Source organism: Cohnella phaseoli (assembly GCF_003386235.1).
Classification (GTDB): Bacteria; Bacillota; Bacilli; order Paenibacillales; family Paenibacillaceae; genus Cohnella; species Cohnella phaseoli.
In genome coordinates this window covers 121053-140888 of the sequence record NZ_QRDZ01000020.1, presented here as the reverse complement: position 1 = coordinate 140888, position 19836 = coordinate 121053, and the positions used below count along the sequence as shown (strand labels likewise).

17 protein-coding genes are annotated in these 19836 nt (G+C 50.5%); 6 read left to right on the top strand and 11 right to left on the bottom strand.

Features of this window, described 5'->3' with window-relative positions; translation table 11 throughout:
• Positions 1–470 precede the first annotated feature (470 nt).
• Positions 471–1406: a helix-turn-helix transcriptional regulator gene (locus DFP98_RS23260; RefSeq protein ID WP_116063006.1), complete on the bottom strand. Its 936-nt coding sequence runs from the start codon at positions 1404–1406 to the stop codon at positions 471–473.
• A gap of 97 nt (positions 1407–1503) precedes the next feature.
• Between DFP98_RS23260 and DFP98_RS23255 the strand changes: the two genes are divergently transcribed.
• Entirely contained in the window at positions 1504–1995 is a 492-nt protein-coding gene (locus DFP98_RS23255) for an effector binding domain-containing protein (protein WP_116063005.1), read from the top strand.
• A gap of 125 nt (positions 1996–2120) precedes the next feature.
• On the opposite strand, the gene DFP98_RS23250 is transcribed toward DFP98_RS23255, so the two are convergent.
• Positions 2121–2564, bottom strand: coding sequence for an SRPBCC family protein (locus DFP98_RS23250; RefSeq protein ID WP_116063004.1), 444 nt, complete (start codon positions 2562–2564; stop codon positions 2121–2123).
• Between the two features lie 161 nt (positions 2565–2725).
• Between DFP98_RS23250 and DFP98_RS23245 the strand changes: the two genes are divergently transcribed.
• Entirely contained in the window at positions 2726–5530 is a 2805-nt protein-coding gene (locus tag DFP98_RS23245; RefSeq protein ID WP_116063003.1) for an AAA family ATPase, read from the top strand.
• Positions 5531–5534: 4 nt separating this feature from the next.
• Complete coding sequence (locus DFP98_RS23240) at positions 5535–6458, top strand: hypothetical protein (RefSeq protein ID WP_116063002.1); 924 nt, start codon at positions 5535–5537, stop codon at positions 6456–6458.
• 275 nt (positions 6459–6733) lie between these two features.
• Here the strand turns inward: DFP98_RS23240 and DFP98_RS23235 are convergent, their stop codons facing one another.
• A complete protein-coding gene (locus tag DFP98_RS23235) occupies positions 6734–9925 on the bottom strand; it encodes a glycosyl hydrolase family 18 protein (protein ID WP_116063001.1) in 3192 nt (1063 codons plus the stop codon).
• A 362-nt stretch (positions 9926–10287) separates the two neighbouring features.
• On the opposite strand from DFP98_RS23235, the gene DFP98_RS40310 reads away from it, so the two are divergent.
• The gene (locus DFP98_RS40310; RefSeq protein WP_220377153.1) at positions 10288–10377 is read left to right on the top strand and encodes a putative holin-like toxin; all 90 of its coding nucleotides are present in this window, start codon (positions 10288–10290) and stop codon (positions 10375–10377) included.
• 231 nt (positions 10378–10608) lie between these two features.
• On the opposite strand, the gene pdxR is transcribed toward DFP98_RS40310, so the two are convergent.
• Complete coding sequence (pdxR, locus tag DFP98_RS23230; protein WP_116063000.1) at positions 10609–12006, bottom strand: MocR-like pyridoxine biosynthesis transcription factor PdxR; 1398 nt, start codon at positions 12004–12006, stop codon at positions 10609–10611.
• 131 nt (positions 12007–12137) lie between these two features.
• Here pdxR and DFP98_RS23225 point away from each other — a divergent pair, with 131 nt between their 5' ends.
• Complete coding sequence (locus tag DFP98_RS23225) at positions 12138–13082, top strand: DMT family transporter (protein ID WP_246016662.1); 945 nt, start codon at positions 12138–12140, stop codon at positions 13080–13082.
• Between the two features lie 31 nt (positions 13083–13113).
• Here the strand turns inward: DFP98_RS23225 and DFP98_RS23220 are convergent, their stop codons facing one another.
• The 5 genes from DFP98_RS23220 to DFP98_RS23200 form a co-directional block, all read right to left on the bottom strand.
• On the bottom strand, positions 13114–13665 hold the full coding sequence (locus DFP98_RS23220) for a redoxin domain-containing protein (protein WP_116062998.1): 552 nt from the start codon (positions 13663–13665) through the stop codon (positions 13114–13116).
• Positions 13666–13740: 75 nt separating this feature from the next.
• Complete coding sequence (locus DFP98_RS23215; protein ID WP_116062997.1) at positions 13741–14412, bottom strand: Crp/Fnr family transcriptional regulator; 672 nt, start codon at positions 14410–14412, stop codon at positions 13741–13743.
• Positions 14413–14495: 83 nt separating this feature from the next.
• A complete protein-coding gene (locus DFP98_RS23210) occupies positions 14496–14708 on the bottom strand; it encodes a helix-turn-helix domain-containing protein (protein ID WP_116062996.1) in 213 nt (70 codons plus the stop codon).
• A gap of 10 nt (positions 14709–14718) precedes the next feature.
• Complete coding sequence (locus DFP98_RS23205; protein ID WP_116062995.1) at positions 14719–15192, bottom strand: DUF2975 domain-containing protein; 474 nt, start codon at positions 15190–15192, stop codon at positions 14719–14721.
• Between the two features lie 535 nt (positions 15193–15727).
• Positions 15728–16309, bottom strand: a complete 582-nt coding sequence (locus tag DFP98_RS23200; protein ID WP_116062994.1) for a TetR/AcrR family transcriptional regulator — start codon at positions 16307–16309, stop codon at positions 15728–15730.
• 137 nt (positions 16310–16446) lie between these two features.
• Between DFP98_RS23200 and DFP98_RS23195 the strand changes: the two genes are divergently transcribed.
• Positions 16447–17364, top strand: a complete 918-nt coding sequence (locus DFP98_RS23195; protein ID WP_116062993.1) for a DsbA family protein — start codon at positions 16447–16449, stop codon at positions 17362–17364.
• A gap of 424 nt (positions 17365–17788) precedes the next feature.
• Here the strand turns inward: DFP98_RS23195 and DFP98_RS23190 are convergent, their stop codons facing one another.
• Positions 17789–18856 (bottom strand): ABC transporter substrate-binding protein, encoded by a 1068-nt coding sequence (locus DFP98_RS23190; RefSeq protein WP_116062992.1) that lies wholly within the window; start codon positions 18854–18856, stop codon positions 17789–17791.
• Between the two features lie 163 nt (positions 18857–19019).
• The gene (locus DFP98_RS23185) at positions 19020–19835 is read right to left on the bottom strand and encodes an AraC family transcriptional regulator (RefSeq protein ID WP_181917891.1); all 816 of its coding nucleotides are present in this window, start codon (positions 19833–19835) and stop codon (positions 19020–19022) included.
• Position 19836: the final 1 nt, after the last annotated feature.

The following is a 19836-nucleotide window of genomic DNA, read 5'->3' as shown; positions in this document are numbered from 1 at the left end:
TGCTGCCGAAATTCGTCGCTCTAACGTTGCCCATTCGGCTTGCAGCTTCCTGGCGCCGCAATTTGTCGCTCTAACGTTGCCCATTCGGCTTACAGCTTCCTGGCGCCGCAATTCGTCGCTCTAACGTTGCCTATTCGGCTTGCAGCTTCCTGGCGCCGCAATTTGTCGCTCTAACGTTGCCCACTCGGCTTGCAGCTTCCTGGCGCCGCAATTCGTCGCTCTAACGTTGACCATTCGGCTTGCAGCTTCCTGGCGCCGCAATTTGTCGCTCTAACGTTGACCATTCGGCTTGCAGCTTCCTGGCGCCACAATTCGTCGCTCTAACGTTGCCCATTCGGCTTGCAGCTTCGTGCTGCCGCAATTCGTCGCTCTAACGTTGACCATTCGGCTTGCAGCTTCGTGCTGCCGCAATTCGTCGCTCTAACGTTGTCCATTCGGCTTACAGCTTCCTGGCGCCGCAATTCGTCGCTCTAACGTTGCCCATTCGACTTGTATTTCTCCAAAATACTGCAGACGTAAGCTTGGAATGCCGCACGCACATCAAGCGGCTCAAGAACTTCACATTTATCCCCGAATGCGAGCAGCTTGTCGTAGCCGTACGTATTGTTAATAATGGGGTAGGTCGCCAGACAAGTATCCCCCTCCGCTCGAAGAATGTGCCCTTCCCCGAAGCGTTCAATCACTTTATCCGCGACCGAGCGATGAAGACGAACGGTGACCTCCACCCAATCTCGGCTCATCCATTCGGCCCCATCCATGGGCAGCGGCGTAAATTTTCTCGGCGCAAAAGCTTCGGACGAAACCTGCAGCCCGCTCATCCTCGCCAATTTGAAGATACGGAAATCTTTCCGATCCGCACAATAGCCTTGCAAGTACCAACTGCTTTCTTTGAAAACAACCCGGTACGGCTCGACTTTCCGGGAACTGCCTCCCCCGTCTCGCCCCACATAATCAAACGTCAAATACCGATGTTCGTTCATCGCAATTTCGACCAAGCCGAGCAGGCCTCGCAACGATTCATTGCCTTGGTTTAGAGCCAAATCTACCGCAAACTTCCCTCCGGCACTATCGGCAACGCCGCCAGGATGGAAGCTCTGCAGCTTCTCCAGAACATAAGTTAGCTCCTTATGCCCGAATAACTGTCTATAGCTATTCAAGCTGTCCAGCACAGCCTGCAAATCCTGCTGCGTAAATAACAGTCGGTCTATTTTGTAGGATTTCATCAGCCCGACGCCGCCCATCGCTCCCTGATTCGTAAAAATAGGCAGTCCGGCAAAGGTTAACGTATCGATGTCGCGGTAGATGGTTCGTCTGCTCACTTCGAGCCGTTCGGCCAGCTCTCCTGCGCTTACCACTTCGCGTTCCAATAAAATCATGATCAAAGCTATTAAACGATCGATTTTCATATTCCGCCCCCCACTCAAGTATGCCATACAGATGTCATAGTTGATAGTTTAGGCTTAATACGTATTCAACATTTTCTCTAATCAGGAGGCTACAGCAATGAACAATTTCAAAATTGAATCGAAGCAAGCTTTTCGCATCATCGGGTATAAGACCGCGCTGCATGAAGGGTCAACGATTCATTCGCCGCAGTATTCCAGCCCAAAAACGGCGTTCTTCAAAGAGCTGCTGGCTAACGGGCTGTTCGCAAGCCTTCGTCCTTATTCGGACAGCCGTTACGGTTACGCAGCGGTCGCTCTGGAAAATGGAACCGTCCATTATTATGCAGGGGTGCAATCGGCTCAAGCTCTGTCTGAAAATGCCGAAGAGCTCTATTTTCCGGAAAGCGACTATTTGATTTTGTCGGGGAGCGGCGGATTATCGCGCTTGGCGTTTGACAAACTGGAGGATCAGGCGTTCGGAGCGGTTCTAACCGATGAGTTCGCCTATGAATATTCCGGGGCGGCAATTGCGGAAGTTTTGCTGAACGGCGACCCGACGAATGCCGAAGTCGAAGTATGGGTTCCGGTTCGAAAAAGGCAGGATCGGTAAAGCCTCTACCCGCTCATTGGAAATAGCGCAAGCCTCGGGGCTGAATTCCCCTCGGAGCTTGCGCTATTTCCTTGCGGCTTATGAAATCGACCAATCAATCTATGTAGTTATCCAGTTTACTCCGATTATTTGACCAAAGCGCCCCTAAGCCTGTTCACGTCGAACTCCAAATACCCTTTCAGACAAGTCAGCATATACACCCATCCCTCTTTGTTGCCCACCAACTTCGGGATTAGCTCTGGATCGTTCTCGTCAAATCCGTCTTCGTTCACTTCTACGACAGTGCCGGCTAAATCCGAATCCGTATTCTTGAACGTAATGGATACGAGATGCGGCTCCCCGTCTTCCCTCCCCCATTCGAATACAATCTTTTGATCGCTAATCATTTCGATGACATGAATATCTCCTTGGGCTCCGTACTCTTCATATCGCAACGTGACCGTTTTACCCTCTTCCCATCTCTCCGAGCTGGACGAAAACCAGAAGTTTCCGATCTGATCAGGATCGACAAAAGCTTCAAAAACATCGTGGGCAGGCTTGCGAATCTCCATTTTGGTCAGGTTATTCATAGAATCTCCTCCGTTACTCGTATGGAAATATTTGATATAATTGAAGCAATTAAGCTTGGCATTTCTTGCTGGCGTCGAGGAGTCCGGATAACGCGACTCCTTCTTCTATTTTTATCCTACCACAGCCGTTGCATTCATGGACATTCAAGGAGAGATTCAATTTGGCACTGGAATGGCTAAAAGACATTAAAAAAACGATAGCCCACTTTAAGAACGAGGTACCCAAAGGCCGAGCGTTATTAGACAATATCGACGTTATGGATGCGGAGAAGCTGTTAGACGTACTTCACGGAGTATTTAATTTGGAAGAAGACGCTATTAAAGAGGAGCACAAGAAAAACTTTGTAACCGATACCTACGAAAATAATGTACGGCATTTTGCCAAGCAGCTTATGATGTCCATGATCTCGAACCACGGCCAGCTTATTGGGCATGAAGGATATAAAAGCTTGCTGGGCCGTCGGCATATGGCTTACGGCTTCTACAGCATTCTGAGGAGCGGGGGCACGGAAGGTCTCGATATCTTAAAAGCAGAAAACGGGGCAATCGAACAATTGCTTTACTCCGGTTTGGTTGAGTTTTACGGAGACTTCTACGGCAGCTTCTTCGACAATCAGGAAGCCATCGAGCTGCTATGTCGGTACTATCCTAGTAATAATGTCGAGAACAATGAAACCGTCGCAAAGGCTTTATATACTCATGTTTCCAATGCGGGAACGTCCGGCGACGTCGGCTTTGCTTTTTCAGGCATAGAGTTGATCCGGAAGTACATCCATCGTCTGCCCATTGAGATCGTCGACCTCTTGCTGCGGGAATACGATTTATACAGAATCATTACCAACAAAGTGTATAGGCATCAAATCTTCACGATCATTGATCATGCATCCCTTGCATCCGAGAAAAAAACGATCTATAAATTCAGTTACCTGGACAGTATCCTTCTGACTAATTCCATGACAAACGCTATTTACGAAAAATACGGGAACAGCAGCAATCTCAGCTTACTAGATCCTTTTCACAGACAAAAACTGAAAGAGGATAAAATCGGAGTTATCGCAAACGACGCTCTGGACAGCATCTACGCTTATTGGACTAATGAGTGTTCGCCAACCCGTCAATTCGTTGTCGATGGCAAACCGGTGATTAACGTAGCTCTGGATATTGCCAATCACCAGATTTCAATTGCTTCCACCAATCGGCCGTACCCCGACATGCAATTTGAATTTATTTACAGCGACTGGATGCTGGAGGACTACCGGCCAAGAGAAATGGAACAGAAATTATCCGAGCTTGTTTATGGAGGTAACAACGAGGTCACGGATTCCTATCTTTACAATCGCCTGACGTTTTCGCTGCTTTTCCTTAATTCGTACAGAGCGGTAAAAGAGCAGCCGGTTGATTTTGATCACCGTTTCACCTACGACTGCAGCGCGAAAGAACTCAAAGCCCTCTCGGAACCGCCCGATATTTCACATTTTTATGGAGAAAAGATTCACTCTCTATCCTGTATCGTAGGCAAAAACGGAACGGGAAAAACCAGTACGGTGGATTTTCTAAGAGATACCTTTTTCCGGCTTCTTTATCTAATAGATATACGCGAAATTCCCTGCAGCAACGGCTATGTTGACGAATCCGATTATGGAAACTATGGCTTATTCGACAGAGGCAGCGAGTTTGTGATTGTGTTCCGCCTAGACGATGAGCCCTATTATTTGACTAATATTAAAGCTGTCGTCGTCTCGGGAGCAATGCCTTTTGTAAACGGCACTTATAAAAGAGCCCATGAATTAGGCAGAGTCGTCTATTTTTCCAGCATGCTCAGCGTTCACCAAACTTTTCTGTTTACAGATGAAGAAATGACGCTGCGGGAAGATATAGAGAACGATAAGAAGCAATTAGCCAAATCTCTTAGCGGTCTCGGGCAGGCCGATTATTCGGAGGCTGCAAGCTTTATTCGCAAGAGAAAAGACATTGAAACCCTAAGACAGCGAAAAATGCGGGAAGCTACGGAAAAATCAATGCCGATCAACGATCCCCCTACGATCAACAAAGACCTGTGCTACCAGTTGGTATTTTTGGATTCTTTGTCAGCGACAGGACTGGAAACCTATTTCGATATGCCGACAGATCGTACATTTACACTAAAAAGTGAATTATTGGGTTTGGCAAAGATGGATCTTACGGTAACGCAGATCGGCAAGAAGCTTTCATCGCTCAAACCGTATCTCGCCGCGCCCGATGCCAAGCTGGAGCATTTCTCGTCTGGCCAATACGCCAAGTTTTCTTTTCTAGCCAAGCTTTACTGGTTTTTGGAGGGTCATCGGAAGTACATGGGACGTTTGGAGCCTTTAATTGGACCAAACGTATTCAGCCAGGATGAGCTGCTGCAGGAGGACGAAACCGCGCTTCTATTTATTGATGAGGGCGAGCTATATTACCATCCCGAGTGGCAGAGGAAGTATATCGCTACGCTCATCGACTTCATTCACGATACCGAAACTGCAGCACGGATCCAGGTGGTGATCACGACAAATTCGCCGTTTATGATTTCCGATGTTCTCAACGAGGATATTGCTTATCTAGCGGAAGAAAAGAAAAGCTTCGAACAAACCTTCGGGCAAAATATTCACAAGCTTCTCAAACACAATTTCTTTATGTCTTCTACGATAGGCGATTATAGCAAAATGTTGATCGAAAATATTACGAGATGGCTTTTCCCTAGAGAAGGCGAAACGGTAAAAATCGGCGAGGAGCTAGGTCGGTATTATGACCAGCCTATCGAGCCGGAGGACTACGCTGAAAAAATAGGCCGTTTAATTCTTAAAATCGGCGAGCCTATTTATCGAGAGAAGCTGATGGATGCGCTAGACAAATCCGAGCTGGTTAAGCTCTACAGGTTAGCTCAATTGCGCAAGCAAAGAGATAAGCTTGACCGTGAAATTAAGCAGCTAGAAGAGGGCGAGTGAGACTATGATCCAACTTGAGCCGTATTCCGAGAAATTCGAAACTGAATATTGGAACGCAGTCGATAAAAAGTTAAAAGCTTTTGACCGCGGCAAATTTATGGACAGCTGCAAAAAGTATTTGCCGCCCGACTTTTTCGCCGGCAGCGACAATGAATTTAAGTCTCTAATTCTTGCCCGGAAAGAAAAACTAAAAGCGGCCGAAGCCTACATCTCCGGTACGACGATCGATCGTATGAACCGCGAGTGCTTCAGCATGTACGGAAAGAAAACGCGTATGAGAAGGCTGTACCGGGTTATCCATGACTGCTACTCGTCTCTTGCAGGTTCAACGCTTGATCGTACATCCTTGCGTGTGAGAATCGTCCAGAATACCGGCCTTACCGTCTGCCCTTATTGCAATAGGGATTACATAAACTGTCGAGGGAAGAAGGTTTCGGGGGCGCAGTTGGATCATTTTTTCAATAAATCAGCGTTTCCTCTCTTCTCGGTTTGTCTATACAATCTCATTCCCGTCTGCGGCAACTGTAACAGAGTCAAGAGCGACAAGGCCTTAAAATTCGCCTCCCCTTTTGACGGCTCTTTGAATTGGATCGAAGACTTAACGTTCTCCTATATAGGCACCACGCCGAAAGATATGAGGATCAAAATAACCGCGGATGGAAATCTAAAAAACAACATCGAAACTATGAAAATCGAACAAGCGTACCAAATACATAGCACTGAAGTGCTCGAATTGGTCGAGAAAGAGCAAATGTACAATCAGACACAAAAGGACGAGCTTCAAGAAATGCTGGAGCGAGTCGGTTTGACGGATAAAGAACTCAAAAAAATGATCTTCGGACCTGAAATCACAAAAGAGAACATGAGAACGAAACCGCTTGGGAAAATGATGCACGATCTGCACAAGGAGTTGAAGATTTACGGTTAGGTGTATCCTTATGAGGAGAAAGACGCTGGGAACCATATTTCCCAACGTCTTTCTCCTCGTTTCTATTTGGTAATCGCCCGATTGTCGCTTTGTACGATTTTCCCTACAAACATCCGTTGTTTGAGCCAGATTTGAGTTGCTTTGTACGAATATTCGAACAAACGTCCGCGTTTAGACCTAATCCAAGTTGCTTTGTATGATTTTTCGACTAACTTCCCTCACGGAATTGGAATCGTTGTGAGTCATGATCGGCTACCCGTCTAAAGGCTCGGCAGTTACGGAATGACAGCGTATTTCACGCCGCCGATCGTGATCGTCGCATTCGCCGGACCGCTGATCGGCAAGTAGTACACGAGGTCGAACAGCTCGGATGCGCCCGGGGCGATCGACTTGTAGCTCGCCAGCGTTACGGCGACGCGGTGGAAATCTCCGTCCAAGCCGCCGATGTTGTTGCCGGTATGACCGGTCGAGACGATGCTGACCTGATCGCCGTTCCAGCTCTTGAACAGCGGGTTGACGGAGGTCGGCACGTCAAATTCGATAACCGAGCTGCCGGTAATGGTCATATCGCTGTTGTTCGTCACTTTCATTTTGATGTTGATCGGATAGTTCTGATCGCCCAGCTTAAAGGCGGTAAACTCCACTTTCGCTTTGAGCTTGTTCGCAGGCAGCGGCGTGGCGGAATTCGTATTGCCGTAAGGCGTCGTGTTCGAGAATTTGCTGTGAATGGCGTTGGTCAGCGTATAACCTACGCCGTATTCTCCTTTGCTTGCGTCCCAGTCGTAGTCGCCGGCCAGCTCCCAGATCATCAGACCGCCGATGCCATTGCTGATCGCCCAATCGGCCTTCGCGTTAATCGATTCTTCATCCTCGGTGGAGAGGAACACTTTTTTCGTGTTGTTCCATAACCACGGCGCAACAAGCGTTGCATCGTAATGGCGCGCATAGGTGCCTGTCAGCGTGGCGGAACCGAGTCCGTAGCTGCCCAGATAAGAGCCGAGAATGCCGTGCTCCAGGTTTTTGGCATGCCACATCGGGTTGGAACCGGCCGGAGATTCGTTGCCGTTGGTATCCAGATCGTGCCAGAGGTTGTCGATGCCGACCGCACCGTCACCGCAAGCGGTCAGACCCGAGCCCGCCGGACATGTCGTTGAAGGCGCCGTACCCCAGAGGCCGTTCGTACCTCCCGTTACGTTCTTGAAGCCGCGGGTATAATACGGAACTCCGACGTTAATGCGTCCGGCTTGCATCATTCCGCGCATATAGTGATACGCCCAATCCGTGTTCAGATAGCCGATTCCGCCGTATTCAGCCATGTTATATACGCCTGCCCCCGCCAGCTCGCCGTCTTTGCCGTCATCGAACAATGCGGCGTTGGGGCCTACGAATTTATTCCAAGCGCCGTGCAAATCGTAGCTCATCACGTTTACGTAATCCAGATACTTAAGCTGCTGGAATGTTTCCATACCCCGCAGCAAATAACCGGAAGAAGGCGAGGCGATCGTTAGCATGTAATATTTTCCGTCCTGCGCGGACGCTTGGTCCAGCTTCGTGCGCAATGTTTTCAGCAGCGCGTCGTAGCTAGCCTGGAGCCCCTTCAGACGCGCCCCGGAAAAGGACCAATCCAGCGGATTGCCGGCATTGTTCATTGTCGTCGGGTATTCGTAGTCGATATCTACGCCGTCAAAGCCGTATTGACGAAGGAAGGAGACAGCCGAATCGGCAAACGTATTGATGCCCGCCTGATTGACCGAACCGTCCGCATTTGTCGTCATTGTATAGAATCCGCCGTTGGATACGCGTTGGCCGTTATCGTCGAAATAACCGCCGGTTTCCGCCCAGCCGCCGACCGAGACGAGCGCTTTGACGCCCGGATTTTGCTTCTTGAACTTATTCAACAAGTTAAAATGTCCCTGGTAGGAGTAAGCAGGGTCCATCTCCGCCCCTGCAACGCCAGGCCAAGTCATGCCGGTCGCCGGATTGGTCGGAGACTGACTGCCGACGGAAACTTGATTGTTGCTGTTGATATGAGCAAAGGCGTAGTTGATGTGGGAAAGCTTGGTCCACGGAATGTCGGAAGCGAGATACCGCGCTTCGCCGTTCGTTCCGGTGCGCCAGGACGTGAAGTAGCCGATGATGCGGCGTTCCAGTCCGTTCGGCAGCTTCTCGCGGCCGTTGACGTCGTAAACGTCGCAGTAAGGGATGCCCGCGACGCCGGAATCGTACAAGCCTTCCGGACGACAGGCCGCTTGATCGACCGGACCGATTGGCGTCGTAACGGACAGCGGGGTACTTGCATTGGAGACGTTGCCTGCCGCATCCTTGGCTTTAACCGTGAAGGCGTAAGGCGTATTCGGCGTCAGTCCTGTTACGTTGTACGTTGTTGTCGCCGATGTGCCGATCAATGTCGCGCCTTGATAGACATCGTATCCGGCAACGCCGACATCATCGGTCGAAGCCGCCCAAGACAAAGTGAGCGAATTCGGCGCGACATTCGACGCCGCAAGACCGGTTGGCACCGTTGGAGGCGTGATGTCCGGCGCTTCGGTCGTGGCGTTTGCCGCCGCACTTGCCGCCGAGATGTTGCCCGCCGCATCCTTCGCCTTAACCGTGAAGGAATAAGACGTATTAGGCGTCAGTCCTGTCACGTTGTACGTCGTCGCGGCCGTCGTGTCCAGCAATGTCGTGCCTTGATACACCTCATAGCCGGTAACGCCGACATTATCCGTCGAAGCGATCCACGACAGAGTTAACGAGTTCTGCGTCACGTTCGACACAGCCAGACTGGTTGGCACGGACGGAGGCGTGGTATCCGGCGCTTCGGTCGTTGCGGTTAGCGCCGCGCTTGCCGCTGAGATGTTGCCCGCTCCGTCCTTCGCTTTAACGGTGAAAGAGTAAGACGAGTTAGGCGTCAATCCTGTCACGTTATACGTCGTCGCGGCCGTTGTGCCCAGCAATGTCGTGTCTTGATACACTTCATACCCGGTAACGCTTACATTATCAGTCGAGGCTGTCCACGACAGCGTCAGCGAATTCTGCGTAATGTTCGACGCCGCTAGACCGGTTGGTACGGACGGAGGCTGGTTGTCCGTCGTGCCGCCTGCCACCGTATACGTCAAATTGCCCGATGTCGTCGTGCCGTAAGAGTTGATCAAATCTATTTTATACACATAAGTGCCGGACGCTTTATTCGTGAAAGAGTAACTCGCAGATTGACCGTTCGGCGAATTGTCGGTCAGCGTGCCTGTGAAAATAACGGCGCCGTTCTCATACAGCTTCCAGGAAGTTCCGTTGTTGCCCCACCACATGTCAAAGCCGATTGCATAGTTCGGACTGTTGTTCCAATTGCTCTGTTTAATGCTAGGGTTGCCTGGCGCTCCTGTCGCTGCGGCGAAAGTCATTCCGGGGAGCAATGTGCAAACGAGCGCAAAACTTAATAGCATGCCAATCCATTTGCTTGATCTCATTATCTCTTCTCCTCCATGATATGAAAGTGCTTACAAGAAACAACTTAACGGTAAAATTCCCCACCTCCTCACCTGAGATTTTATTATATTTTCGGTAATCTCAAAGGGGGATATTTCGCTAGTCGAGGATGAGATTTCACTTTATTCGTCGAAAAATTGAGATTTTTCCGATAAGATAGAATCCGTTATGAGGTTCGGACCGGAGATGAGCCTTGCAATGTCCCTGTAAGCGGCCTTTCATTTAGACGGCATAATATAGAAATGAGCGACACATTTGCCGCTCTTTCAACAAAATATGGTATAATTGGAATACAACAGTATAGGCTTTGAGGGCGGTTGGCTAGTCTCCCGGAAGGGAGGTGATGCCCCTGGAGGTTAAAGACGCATTGGCGCTAATGATTTCATTTGCGACACTGATCGTACTTATACTTTCATTCCATAAAAAGAAATAAACCGCCCTCACTCAAGGTTGCGGTTTATTTCTGACCGTATGACTGGAAGCCAACCGCCCTTAAAAGCGGCTGTTGTGGGGAGTCGTGTTAGCCGCACGGCTCCTTTATCAATCTTACTTTCAGTATACCATATTAATCCTAAACCCCGGAAGACCGTAAATTAAGAGCCGGTCACGAGTCGGATGCACGGTTGGAGCGAACCTGTTGCCGCCGCGTCCATTCAGCCATCCTTCAGCTCCCCTCAACGCCTCTTGCAATAAATTCGTGCAGAGCCTCGATCCCCTTCTCGATCTGCCCGTGACTTAAATGGCCGTAACCCACAAGGAGCTTGTCTTGATGATCGCCGGGAATGGAGCAATACTGCGATACCGAAGCGATTCTTATGCCTGCCTCCCTGCAAGCTCGAATAAACGACTCCCCAAACTCCATTCCCGGAAATTGAAGCGCCACATGCAAGCCAGAGACGTCTCCCCAAGGCTGTACGGAGCTTCCGAAGCTGCGCTCCACCGAACGCAGCAATACGTTTCTTTTTTCGCCGTATACGCGCCTCATTCGCTGTACATGCTTATCCATTTTTCGCTTATTCAGAAATTCGGCCAGCGCGATCTGCTCCAATATCGGATTTTGCACATCCATATACATCCGATGATGCTTCCATCTCGCTTGCAGCGGCTTCGGCAGAATCGCAAATCCTAATCGGAGCGCGGGGAATAACGTCTTGCTGAACGTTCCCACATAAATGACGCGAGAGGAATCCATCGAATAAATCGGACTGACGGGAGCGACGGCATAGCGAAATTCGCTGTCGTAATCATCCTCGATGACATAGAAATCGTTCGCCATGGCCAGGCGGATCAAGGCGGCGCGGCGCCCGGCGGGAAGAATGCCGCCAAGCGGAAATTGGTGGGACGGAGTGACGTAGACCGCCGCAACGTTTTGATCACGTAGAGTGGAGATGTCCGCGCCCTGGTTGTCTACCGGCATCCAGTGCAGAGGATATCCCCTATCACCGATAACGGTGCGAATCCCCTGATGGGAAGGGCTTTCCAGGGCAAAAGCATGCCCCTCCCTATAAAGAAGATCAACCAGCAAATGCAAAGCTTGCGTCGCGCCGGACGTTATAAAGATATCCTCCGGATCTACTTCCATGCTTCTGCTGCGAAGCAGCCAATGGGCGATTTCCTCGCAGAGAGGCCAATAGCCTCTTGGACTGCTGTAGGCCAATTGTCGAACGGACAGATGGCTCGCCGCTTGACCAATCATCTGACTCCAAAGCTGCCGGGGAAAAAGGGACAGATCCGGCTGCCCGGTTTTGAAATCCCATAGAATCGGCGTTGGTTCTTTTGTTCTTTCCGGGTTAGGCGCAGCATTGCCGGATGTAATCTGCAGCCCTTCCGCGACGCGCGACGGCGCTCCCTGGCGGCTGACAATAAAGCCTTCCGTCCACAGCATGTCGTACGCTTCGCTGACCGTATTGCGGGAAACCCCCACCCCTTTGGCCAGCTCGCGCGTGGACGGCAGCGCTTCGCCCTGGGCAATTTGACCTGCCAATATGCGCTGCTTCAGCGTCAAGAAAATCTGCCGCGCCAGGCTGATTTCGCTTTTATCGCGTAGCTCGATTCCCCACATGAGAGCTCCTCCCAACTGGCCCAATAGAAATATGTCTGTACTGGCCCTTAAAGCAATCCAGTTCCCACGACATAATTATATCAGTAATCCGCCGTACGGGATCGCATAGAAAAGGGTTGGAGATGAGGAAGATGAAGGGGAAACTTTATTTACTGCTCGCCTTTTCGCTGGCTGGCACTTCGGTCATTACGGGATATCTCCTATTCGAGAAATTAGGCAGCTTTACGGTAACCTCCGTTAGCCTGGGAATTATGCTTTTGTGCTTATCGCCTTTTTATGGGAGGAAAACCGTTCAAACGATTCATTTGCTCGGTAGAAGCGACTGGAAAATGCTCCTGCTGCAGGCCTTCTTCGGCATCTTTCTGTTCCGGATCTTCCTGCTGCTCGGAGTGGGGCTGACAAGTACGGTTGAAGCAGGCATCTTAATCGGAACGACGCCTGCCATCACATCCCTGCTGGCTTACTTTGTTCTAAAGGAGAGGCCTTCAGGCTGGGCGGCAATCGGCATTGCCGGCACGGTTCTAGGCATTGCTTTGCTAGAGGGGGTGAATCTGAATTCCGCGGCATTCGCTATGCAGCATACTTGGGGGAATGTCCTTATTCTATGCGCTGCGGCCAGCGAATCTACCTTTAGTATCCTTTCAAGAAGGCATAGAGTCCGGCAACTGCACGATACAACGATTCAGATCCATCCGATCGTACAAACGCTGCTCGTATCTGCGATCGCTTTCGTATTGTCCGCAATTCCGGCGTTGTGGGAAAATCCTCTGGGCAACTTGCAGGGGATAGGAACGAGGGAATGGTTGGCTTTAATATGGTATGGGCTAATCGTAACCGCGCTCGCTTTTGTATTTTTCTACGCAGGCGTGAAGCGCTGCGACGCTTATACGACCGCTGCCTTTTCCGGAATGATTCCTCTCACGTCCATGCTGTTATCCCTGCTCTTCCTGCAAGAGTCCGTTGGGTATGAGCAATGGGCGGGCGGCTTGCTGATTATTACAAGCATGCTGCTGATCGGCGCGAAAAAAGCAGGCTCAGCTCCCCGCCCCGTTCGTACGTCGGCGAGGCAGCTATAGCCGTTGATTGGAGCCGGGCTTGTGCGATAGGCTATTCGTTGGCGGCGAAGCGGTTGATCTCCGCAAAGTCGAGATGATCGGTAATCAGCCGATTGTAATGCGCGACCTTCACAATCCCGTTGTCATCGATGATGAATTCGGCTGGAATTCGGTGGAAATTGGAGCCCTCCTCGGGAGTCAGCTTAAATCCCGCGGCCGCCGCCTCGGCAATGCGGACCTTTGTGCCGGCATCGGCCAATGTGGACTGCACCTTCTCTTCGGACGTCTCGATGCCGTACAGATCATACAGCGCCGCTTCCGGATCGGCGATCAGCGCGAATGGAGCGTTCTGAGCGCCCACATAGGTCTTCATATTAGCTAGCGGCGATTCGAAGACGGCGATGACCTCCATGCCCCGGCTCTGCCACTGCGGGTATCGGCCAATGAATTGCTGCACGCGCAAGTTGCACAGCGCGCAGGCGGAGAAGCGGAAAAAAGCAAGCAGTACTTTGCGGCCTCGATAGCTATCGATAGCGACAGAGTTGCCGTTAATGTCGACGGTTGCGAATACGGGGGCGTTCATGCCCGGTTGAAGTTGATTCATGGATCGTTCCTCCTAAAGGTGGGGTTGAATAGGTTCAACCCCATCCTATCAGGAGAGTCGCATTACTTCCGTGACCTAGTCACCTAACAGAGCTTCCAACCCGTCGCGGCGAACAATCCGTACCCAGCCCCGCCCCGTCTCGATCAGCCCATGGCCTCGATAGCGACGTAACGCACGACTGACGACCTCGCGGACCGAACCGATCTCCGTCGCCAGTTCTTGATGCGTGACGACGAGCAGGGACTCGCGCCCCGATGAGGCGCGCAGCAGCGCCTTCGCCAGACGCGCGTCCAAAGGCTCGGACCGCTGCTCTCCGGCCTGCTCGCCGATGCGAAGCATTCCATCAAGCAGGCCGCCGAACACCGCGGTCCGAATTTCATCATGGATTTGCAGCCAGCCGAGAAAGCTGCGCTTCGCCACGAATAGCGCCTCCACCTCGGATTCGGCCCGAATCGTACCCGGATAATCGCGTCCGCTGAGACCGCTGAGCACGAGCAGCGCGCATACCTGGCCCGGTTCAAGTATGCCCATGACGGATTCCCGCCCCTCCTCATCTATGCGGTTGATACGCGCTGACCCGCTAAGCAGGAACATCCCGAACAAGGCGGCCTCCTCTCGCTGGAGTATGGCCGTCTTCGCAGGGAACCTTTGCACAGTCGGCTGCGCCTCTGCCCATTCCTCCGCGGTAACCGCGCGTAAACACGGAAAAGCGGCCAACAGCTGCGAATTCGGGATTTTCAATGCCATGCTCCCTCTCTCTGTCACATCTGCTCATTCCATTCCTCTTTTTGGCTATCTCGTTTTATTCGCCGCTGTCCGCGGCGGTTCCTTCATGCGCGTGGGCCGCTGTATTCCAGAATATCGCCAGGCTGGCATTCGAGCGCTTTGCAGATCTCTTCCAAGGTGGAGAAGCGAATCGCTTTGGCTTTCCCTGTTTTCAGGATGGACAGGTTCGCCATCGTGATTCCGATTCGTTCAGATAGCTCCGTCACGCTCATTTTCCGTTTCGCCAACATAACGTCCAGATTGACGATGATTGCCATAGCCTTCACCTCACACCGTGAGTTCATTTTCCGACTTGATGTTAATCGCATCCTTCAGCAATCTTTCAAGCACGGCCGCGAATGCCGCGATCACAAACGAAGCAAAGGCGACGACCAACCCCAGTACGATAAGGCCCGGGGCGTCGTCTTGCTCCGCCATCATGTACAAGTAAGGCTCCATCGCCAGAAAAATAAGGCAAATGCTGAATCCGCAATATTTGATCTTCTTTAATGCCTGAACCGACAGCTCGGAAAAGGCCACATTTTTATCAATATAGCCAAGCAGCTTATACGCCTGGTACAGCGCGATGTAATACGGGATAATCGCTACAAAAAAACCGGCATCCGCTGGATACATCTTGCCTGGAAATTGCTCGTTGTTTCCGCTAACTAAGGAAAGGATCACAGCCACGCATAGAGCAAGCGGCGGCAACCCCATCAGGAACACCGTAATCTTCAGAAACAATGTGGATGCACGTTTCATCAATAACACCTCACTTGGATAGGTTCAGTGTTATTATATCCCCGAATTTATCGTTTATCAATAAATATTGAGTGTTATACAATATATATTTATTGTTTTATGCAATAAAAAATGGCGCTCCCCTAGCGCCGCGGCACTTTTTTGGCCTACACTCCATGGCTTGGGTAACGTCAGGGCACTTTTGGGGCCTTCGCTCCACGGCTTGGGTAACGTCAGGGCACTTTTTTGGCCTTCGCTCCGCAACTAGGGTAACGTCAGGGCACTTTTTTGGCCTACACTCCGCAACTTGGGTAACGTCAGGGCACTTTTTTGGCCTTCGCCCCGCAACTTGGGTAACATCAGGGCACTTTTTTGGCCTTCACTCCACGGCTTGGGTAACGTCAGGGCACTTTTTTGGCCTTCGCTCCACGGCTTGGGTAACGTCAGGGCACTTTTTTGGCCTTAGCTCCACGGCTTGAAGGCAGCAAGGCACTTTCTTTGCCCTCCTCCCCCAGCTTATGTAGCACATTAAATTCGTCCCGCACCCTTTGCTGCTTCAAGACTCGTCGCTGTGCCCCGTTCTCCCTTTAATGCCATGTTGAATATAAGGAAATGCGAATTTAATGAATTCCTCCGGCGGTCTGTGCTGCCCCTCTCTTCTCCATTCCACTGAAGCCCCGTAAATGCCCCAGCTTAATAGAACGGCCGTAATTTTTAGAGCCTCGTCCTTCTCGGCTTCGTGCTGCTTTAACAGCATTTTGTAAAAAATGACTTCGAGCTGTTCCCTAATAATGCGGGCAATGGTGTCTTCGTAACCTCTATGGCAGCGGGCCGATAACGACTTTTGAAAATCCGTTACGGCTTTGAAAATTCGAACGAAAGCCCCTTCGTCTAGCTCGTCGTTTTGGTAGAAATCGTAGTTTAAGTCCACTAACAGGACTTCCGATAGCGCCTTTTCCAATAAGTCGTAAATATCCTCGAAATGATAATAAAAAGTGGCGCGATTAATCATCGCCTCTGTCGTGATATCCTTTATGGTTATATCCTTGAATTCCTTTTTTCCCGAAAGCTCGATGAAAGAATCCATGATTAACTTGCGAGTACGCACAACTCGAGGGTCTGTCTTGGATTGCGTCATTTGAATAACCCCCCTACTTTTTACGACAAGTTCCTTAATGTGTTGGATAACCGACAAATCCGCGGAACTATTGGTGTTGATCGCTTTTATTATGATTTAAAATTCAAATACAGGCAAACCGAGGAGGAGAAATAAATATGATCTGCGATCTAAAAACAGGCGTATGCGGAGAAGTCGGCGAGGATGAAATGGAAGTGATCGATTTTAATCAACCGCAAAAGTCGGTTCAGCTTTATTACGTCACCGATCCGATTTGTTCTCATTGCTGGGCGATCGAGCCCGTTCTACGCCGCTTTGTGGAGCAGTATGGACACTATTTTAACTTTCATACGGTGATGGGCGGTTTATTGGAAAAATGGCACGACGGCCCGATCGATCCCGCTAACGGAATCTATAAACCGGCCGACGTGGCCGGTCATTGGAGAGAGGTAGGACAGCATTCGAGAATGCCGATTGACGGGTCGTTAATGATCGACAATCCGGTTCAATCCTCCTATCCCCCCTCTCGCGTCTTTAAAATCATTCAAAAGAATCATTCCGATGCCCAAGCATTCGAGTATTTGCGCCGCGCAAGAGAAGCGTTGTTCGCGTTTAACCAAAATATAGCCAATAAATCCGAGATGATTGAAATTGTAAATCAGCTTGGATTCGATGGCGAAGCCATTGTCACCGAAGCCGAACAGCCTGTCGGCCAACAATTGTTGAATGAGGATTTTGCTCTGGCGAGAAAATTAGGGGTTCGAGGCTTCCCGACTATTATGATGATTAATGAGGAAAATAAGGGCGTAAAAATATCCGGCGGTCGTCCGTTCGAATTCTACGTTAACGGATTAAAGCAAGCTCTTAATCAAGAGGAGCTGCTGCCCAAATCGGTTCCTTCCTTTGCCAACCTGCTGGAGAAAGAGAAACTGCTATTTTCCAAGGAAATTGAAGTGATGTACGATCTTGAGCAATCGGAAGTTGCCGCTTTTGTGCAACAAGAGCTGCCGCATGACCGCTATCAAGCGAAGGAGCTTCTGGGGGAACTGTATTTTACATCGGCTAAAATGAGCTGAACGAACGAGGTTGTCACATAAATCTATTCCTACAAATGTTCATAGTTTGAGCCTCCGCTGCTATATGCTCCTGAAATCGGAATGGGTAAACCCGTAACAAGGCGATTTCAGGAGCATATGAGGCAGTCTAGTCTACCGGCTAGGATTGATCCACAACGTGTCCGATTAATTGGAAACTGAACTTTTACGGAGGATCTATTTGAGCTGCTTTGTACGATTTTCCGCCCAAACGTCCGCCGTTTGAGCCTGATCCGAGTTGCTTTGTACGATCTTTCGAACAAACGCCCGCCGTTTAAGCCTGGTTCGAGCTGTTTTGTACGATTTTCCGACTAACTTCCTGCGTACGTAAACTCTTGTTTATTTTTCACAGCAACTTGAAGTGGCTACGGAACAGCCCCGGTTCCATGTGAGTTTTCGCCAATCTCTATTTCATCGCCTCAATGACCGTGTCGATTCCGTAAGCTTGGCCGATCGGGCCGATGCCGAGAGCCAGCTCGCCGTTAAGCGGGTATACCTGATTGTTTTTGACGGCTTTAAGACCCTTCCATACCTCGCTGTCCTGCCATTCATCCGTAAGCGCCGCCAGCGATTTATCCGTCCAGTTGAAATAACCGAGGAAGAGGTGGTCGGGATTGATCACGGTTAAGCCTTCCAACGAAATCTGCGAGGGAGCCTCCATCTCTTTCACCGCATCGGGTGGCGTAAGGCCGAGACCTTCGTAATACTGCGGAATGGAAGCCGCGCTCATGACATATACGGCGTTCTCTCTGACCTGGACGAACATGACCGTTTCGTCGCTGCGGCTGGCCAGCTTCTCTTTGCCTTCGCTTTGCTTTGTGCGGAAGTCGTTAATCAGCTCCTGCGCGCGCTCCTCTTGCCCCAGTACTCCGCCCATATAAGTCAGAAGCTCGGTCCAATCCTTCCGTACGTTAATTTTCTCCTCGTCGTACCAAGCGGTCGGAGCGATCTGCTCCAGCTGCTGCTTGATCTCCTTATTGGAGACGCTTCCCGCAATAATAACATCCGGCTGGAAGGCCAGCATCGCTTCAAGATTGACCTGCGTATTCTCGCCGATAATTTTCAGTTCTTCGAATTTATCGGCATATTGCTTGTAGACGTCGGACTCCAACGACGAATTGGCTGCCGAGAAAGGCAGGGTTATCCCGGCCTGCTTCAGATCGAACGGGAGCAGCATTTCCAGCAGCATCCAGTTGGCCAAGCCTACCTTCAGCGGCTTCTTGTCAAGCGTCACCTTCCCAAAGGCGCTATCTACATCGCGAGGGAAGCTCGCCGCCGCTTCTGCGCTTTGTTCAGGCGATGCGGATTCGCTTGGCTGCGCAGTTGCCGCAGACTCGCTCGGTTGTGCGGAGGTTGCCCCCGTCTCCGGACTTCCGCTTGAATTGTTGGCTTTCGATCCGCCGCATGCCGACAGCATCAGAATCAAAACGATCAAAACCATACCCAGTGCGCTTGTTTTCATGCTCTTATTCATTCTGTTTCCCCTATCTTTTGTGTGTGGATGTAATCGATAACGATTATCATTATCGAATCAATTGTAGAGGATAGGGTAAACAAAGGGAATGGCATATCCGTTGTGAATGTGATGTCATATCTTCCGTTAACTTGCGGCACCCAGCCCCCGTCTTTCGTCCCAACTAACTTAACGCGTTGGATTTGAATTCGCTCGGCGCCACGCCGATGTGTTTTTTGAACATTTTGCTGAATTGATAGGGATCGGCATAACCTACGCTTCTTCCAATCTCGCGAATGGAGGCATTCGTCGTCAGCAGCAGCTTTTCGGCAAATTTCATACGGTAGTTAATCAAGTAATTAATCGGGCTTATCCCCACATCCTTGTAAAAAATCTCCGCGAAATATTTCGGGGACAGCTGATAACGGCTGGCCAGGCCGAACAGGGAATGCGGGTCTTGAAAATGCAAATGGATATAGGCGATGCTGTCCTCCACAATCGTTCGATGAACGCTGGTTCGCAAGCTCCTTGCAGCCGCAAACATTTTCCCCAGCAGCTCATAGAAAAGCACCTTCACTTGAAACTCGGATTGAATATCGCCGCGACTGGACAGGCTGTTCATTTTCTCCAACGTGGAAAAGATTTGCGGATTGTCGCCAAACCCCAGCTCATAGTGTTTAAACATGTAATTGTCCTTGCTCGATTCCTTCCCTTCCGGCACATAGAGCACCCGATAGCACTCGAATTCCTCTTCGCCGGTATTCCAGGCTTTCAGCCACATTCCCGAACAGCTGTGAATAGCCTTGCCGGGCTGCAGCTTATAGACATCCTTATTTAAATGAAGCTCGCCGCTTCCGCGCGCAACGAATGTAAATGCAGGGCATATTGTCTCGTAGGAGGTCGTAAGCTCGTGCGGAGCTTTGATGATTCTGACGATCGATTTCATCCTGAAGCTGTTGCCCATCCATTGCTCTGTAAGCACGTTCAAATCGGCTTCCATG

Coding starts and splice junctions, on each gene's coding strand:
- DFP98_RS23260 (WP_116063006.1), bottom strand. CDS start 1,406: ATGAAAATCGATCGTTTAATAGCTTTGATCATGATTTTATTGGAACGC.
- DFP98_RS23255 (WP_116063005.1), top strand. CDS start 1,504: ATGAACAATTTCAAAATTGAATCGAAGCAAGCTTTTCGCATCATCGGG.
- DFP98_RS23250 (WP_116063004.1), bottom strand. CDS start 2,564: ATGAATAACCTGACCAAAATGGAGATTCGCAAGCCTGCCCACGATGTT.
- DFP98_RS23240 (WP_116063002.1), top strand. CDS start 5,535: ATGATCCAACTTGAGCCGTATTCCGAGAAATTCGAAACTGAATATTGG.
- DFP98_RS23235 (WP_116063001.1), bottom strand. CDS start 9,925: ATGAGATCAAGCAAATGGATTGGCATGCTATTAAGTTTTGCGCTCGTT.
- DFP98_RS40310 (WP_220377153.1), top strand. CDS start 10,288: ATGCCCCTGGAGGTTAAAGACGCATTGGCGCTAATGATTTCATTTGCG.
- pdxR (WP_116063000.1), bottom strand. CDS start 12,006: ATGTGGGGAATCGAGCTACGCGATAAAAGCGAAATCAGCCTGGCGCGG.
- DFP98_RS23225 (WP_246016662.1), top strand. CDS start 12,138: ATGAAGGGGAAACTTTATTTACTGCTCGCCTTTTCGCTGGCTGGCACT.
- DFP98_RS23220 (WP_116062998.1), bottom strand. CDS start 13,665: ATGAATCAACTTCAACCGGGCATGAACGCCCCCGTATTCGCAACCGTC.
- DFP98_RS23215 (WP_116062997.1), bottom strand. CDS start 14,412: ATGGCATTGAAAATCCCGAATTCGCAGCTGTTGGCCGCTTTTCCGTGT.
- DFP98_RS23210 (WP_116062996.1), bottom strand. CDS start 14,708: ATGGCAATCATCGTCAATCTGGACGTTATGTTGGCGAAACGGAAAATG.
- DFP98_RS23205 (WP_116062995.1), bottom strand. CDS start 15,192: ATGAAACGTGCATCCACATTGTTTCTGAAGATTACGGTGTTCCTGATG.
- DFP98_RS23200 (WP_116062994.1), bottom strand. CDS start 16,309: ATGACGCAATCCAAGACAGACCCTCGAGTTGTGCGTACTCGCAAGTTA.
- DFP98_RS23195 (WP_116062993.1), top strand. CDS start 16,447: ATGATCTGCGATCTAAAAACAGGCGTATGCGGAGAAGTCGGCGAGGAT.
- DFP98_RS23190 (WP_116062992.1), bottom strand. CDS start 18,856: ATGAATAAGAGCATGAAAACAAGCGCACTGGGTATGGTTTTGATCGTT.
- DFP98_RS23185 (WP_181917891.1), bottom strand. CDS start 19,835: ATGGAAGCCGATTTGAACGTGCTTACAGAGCAATGGATGGGCAACAGC.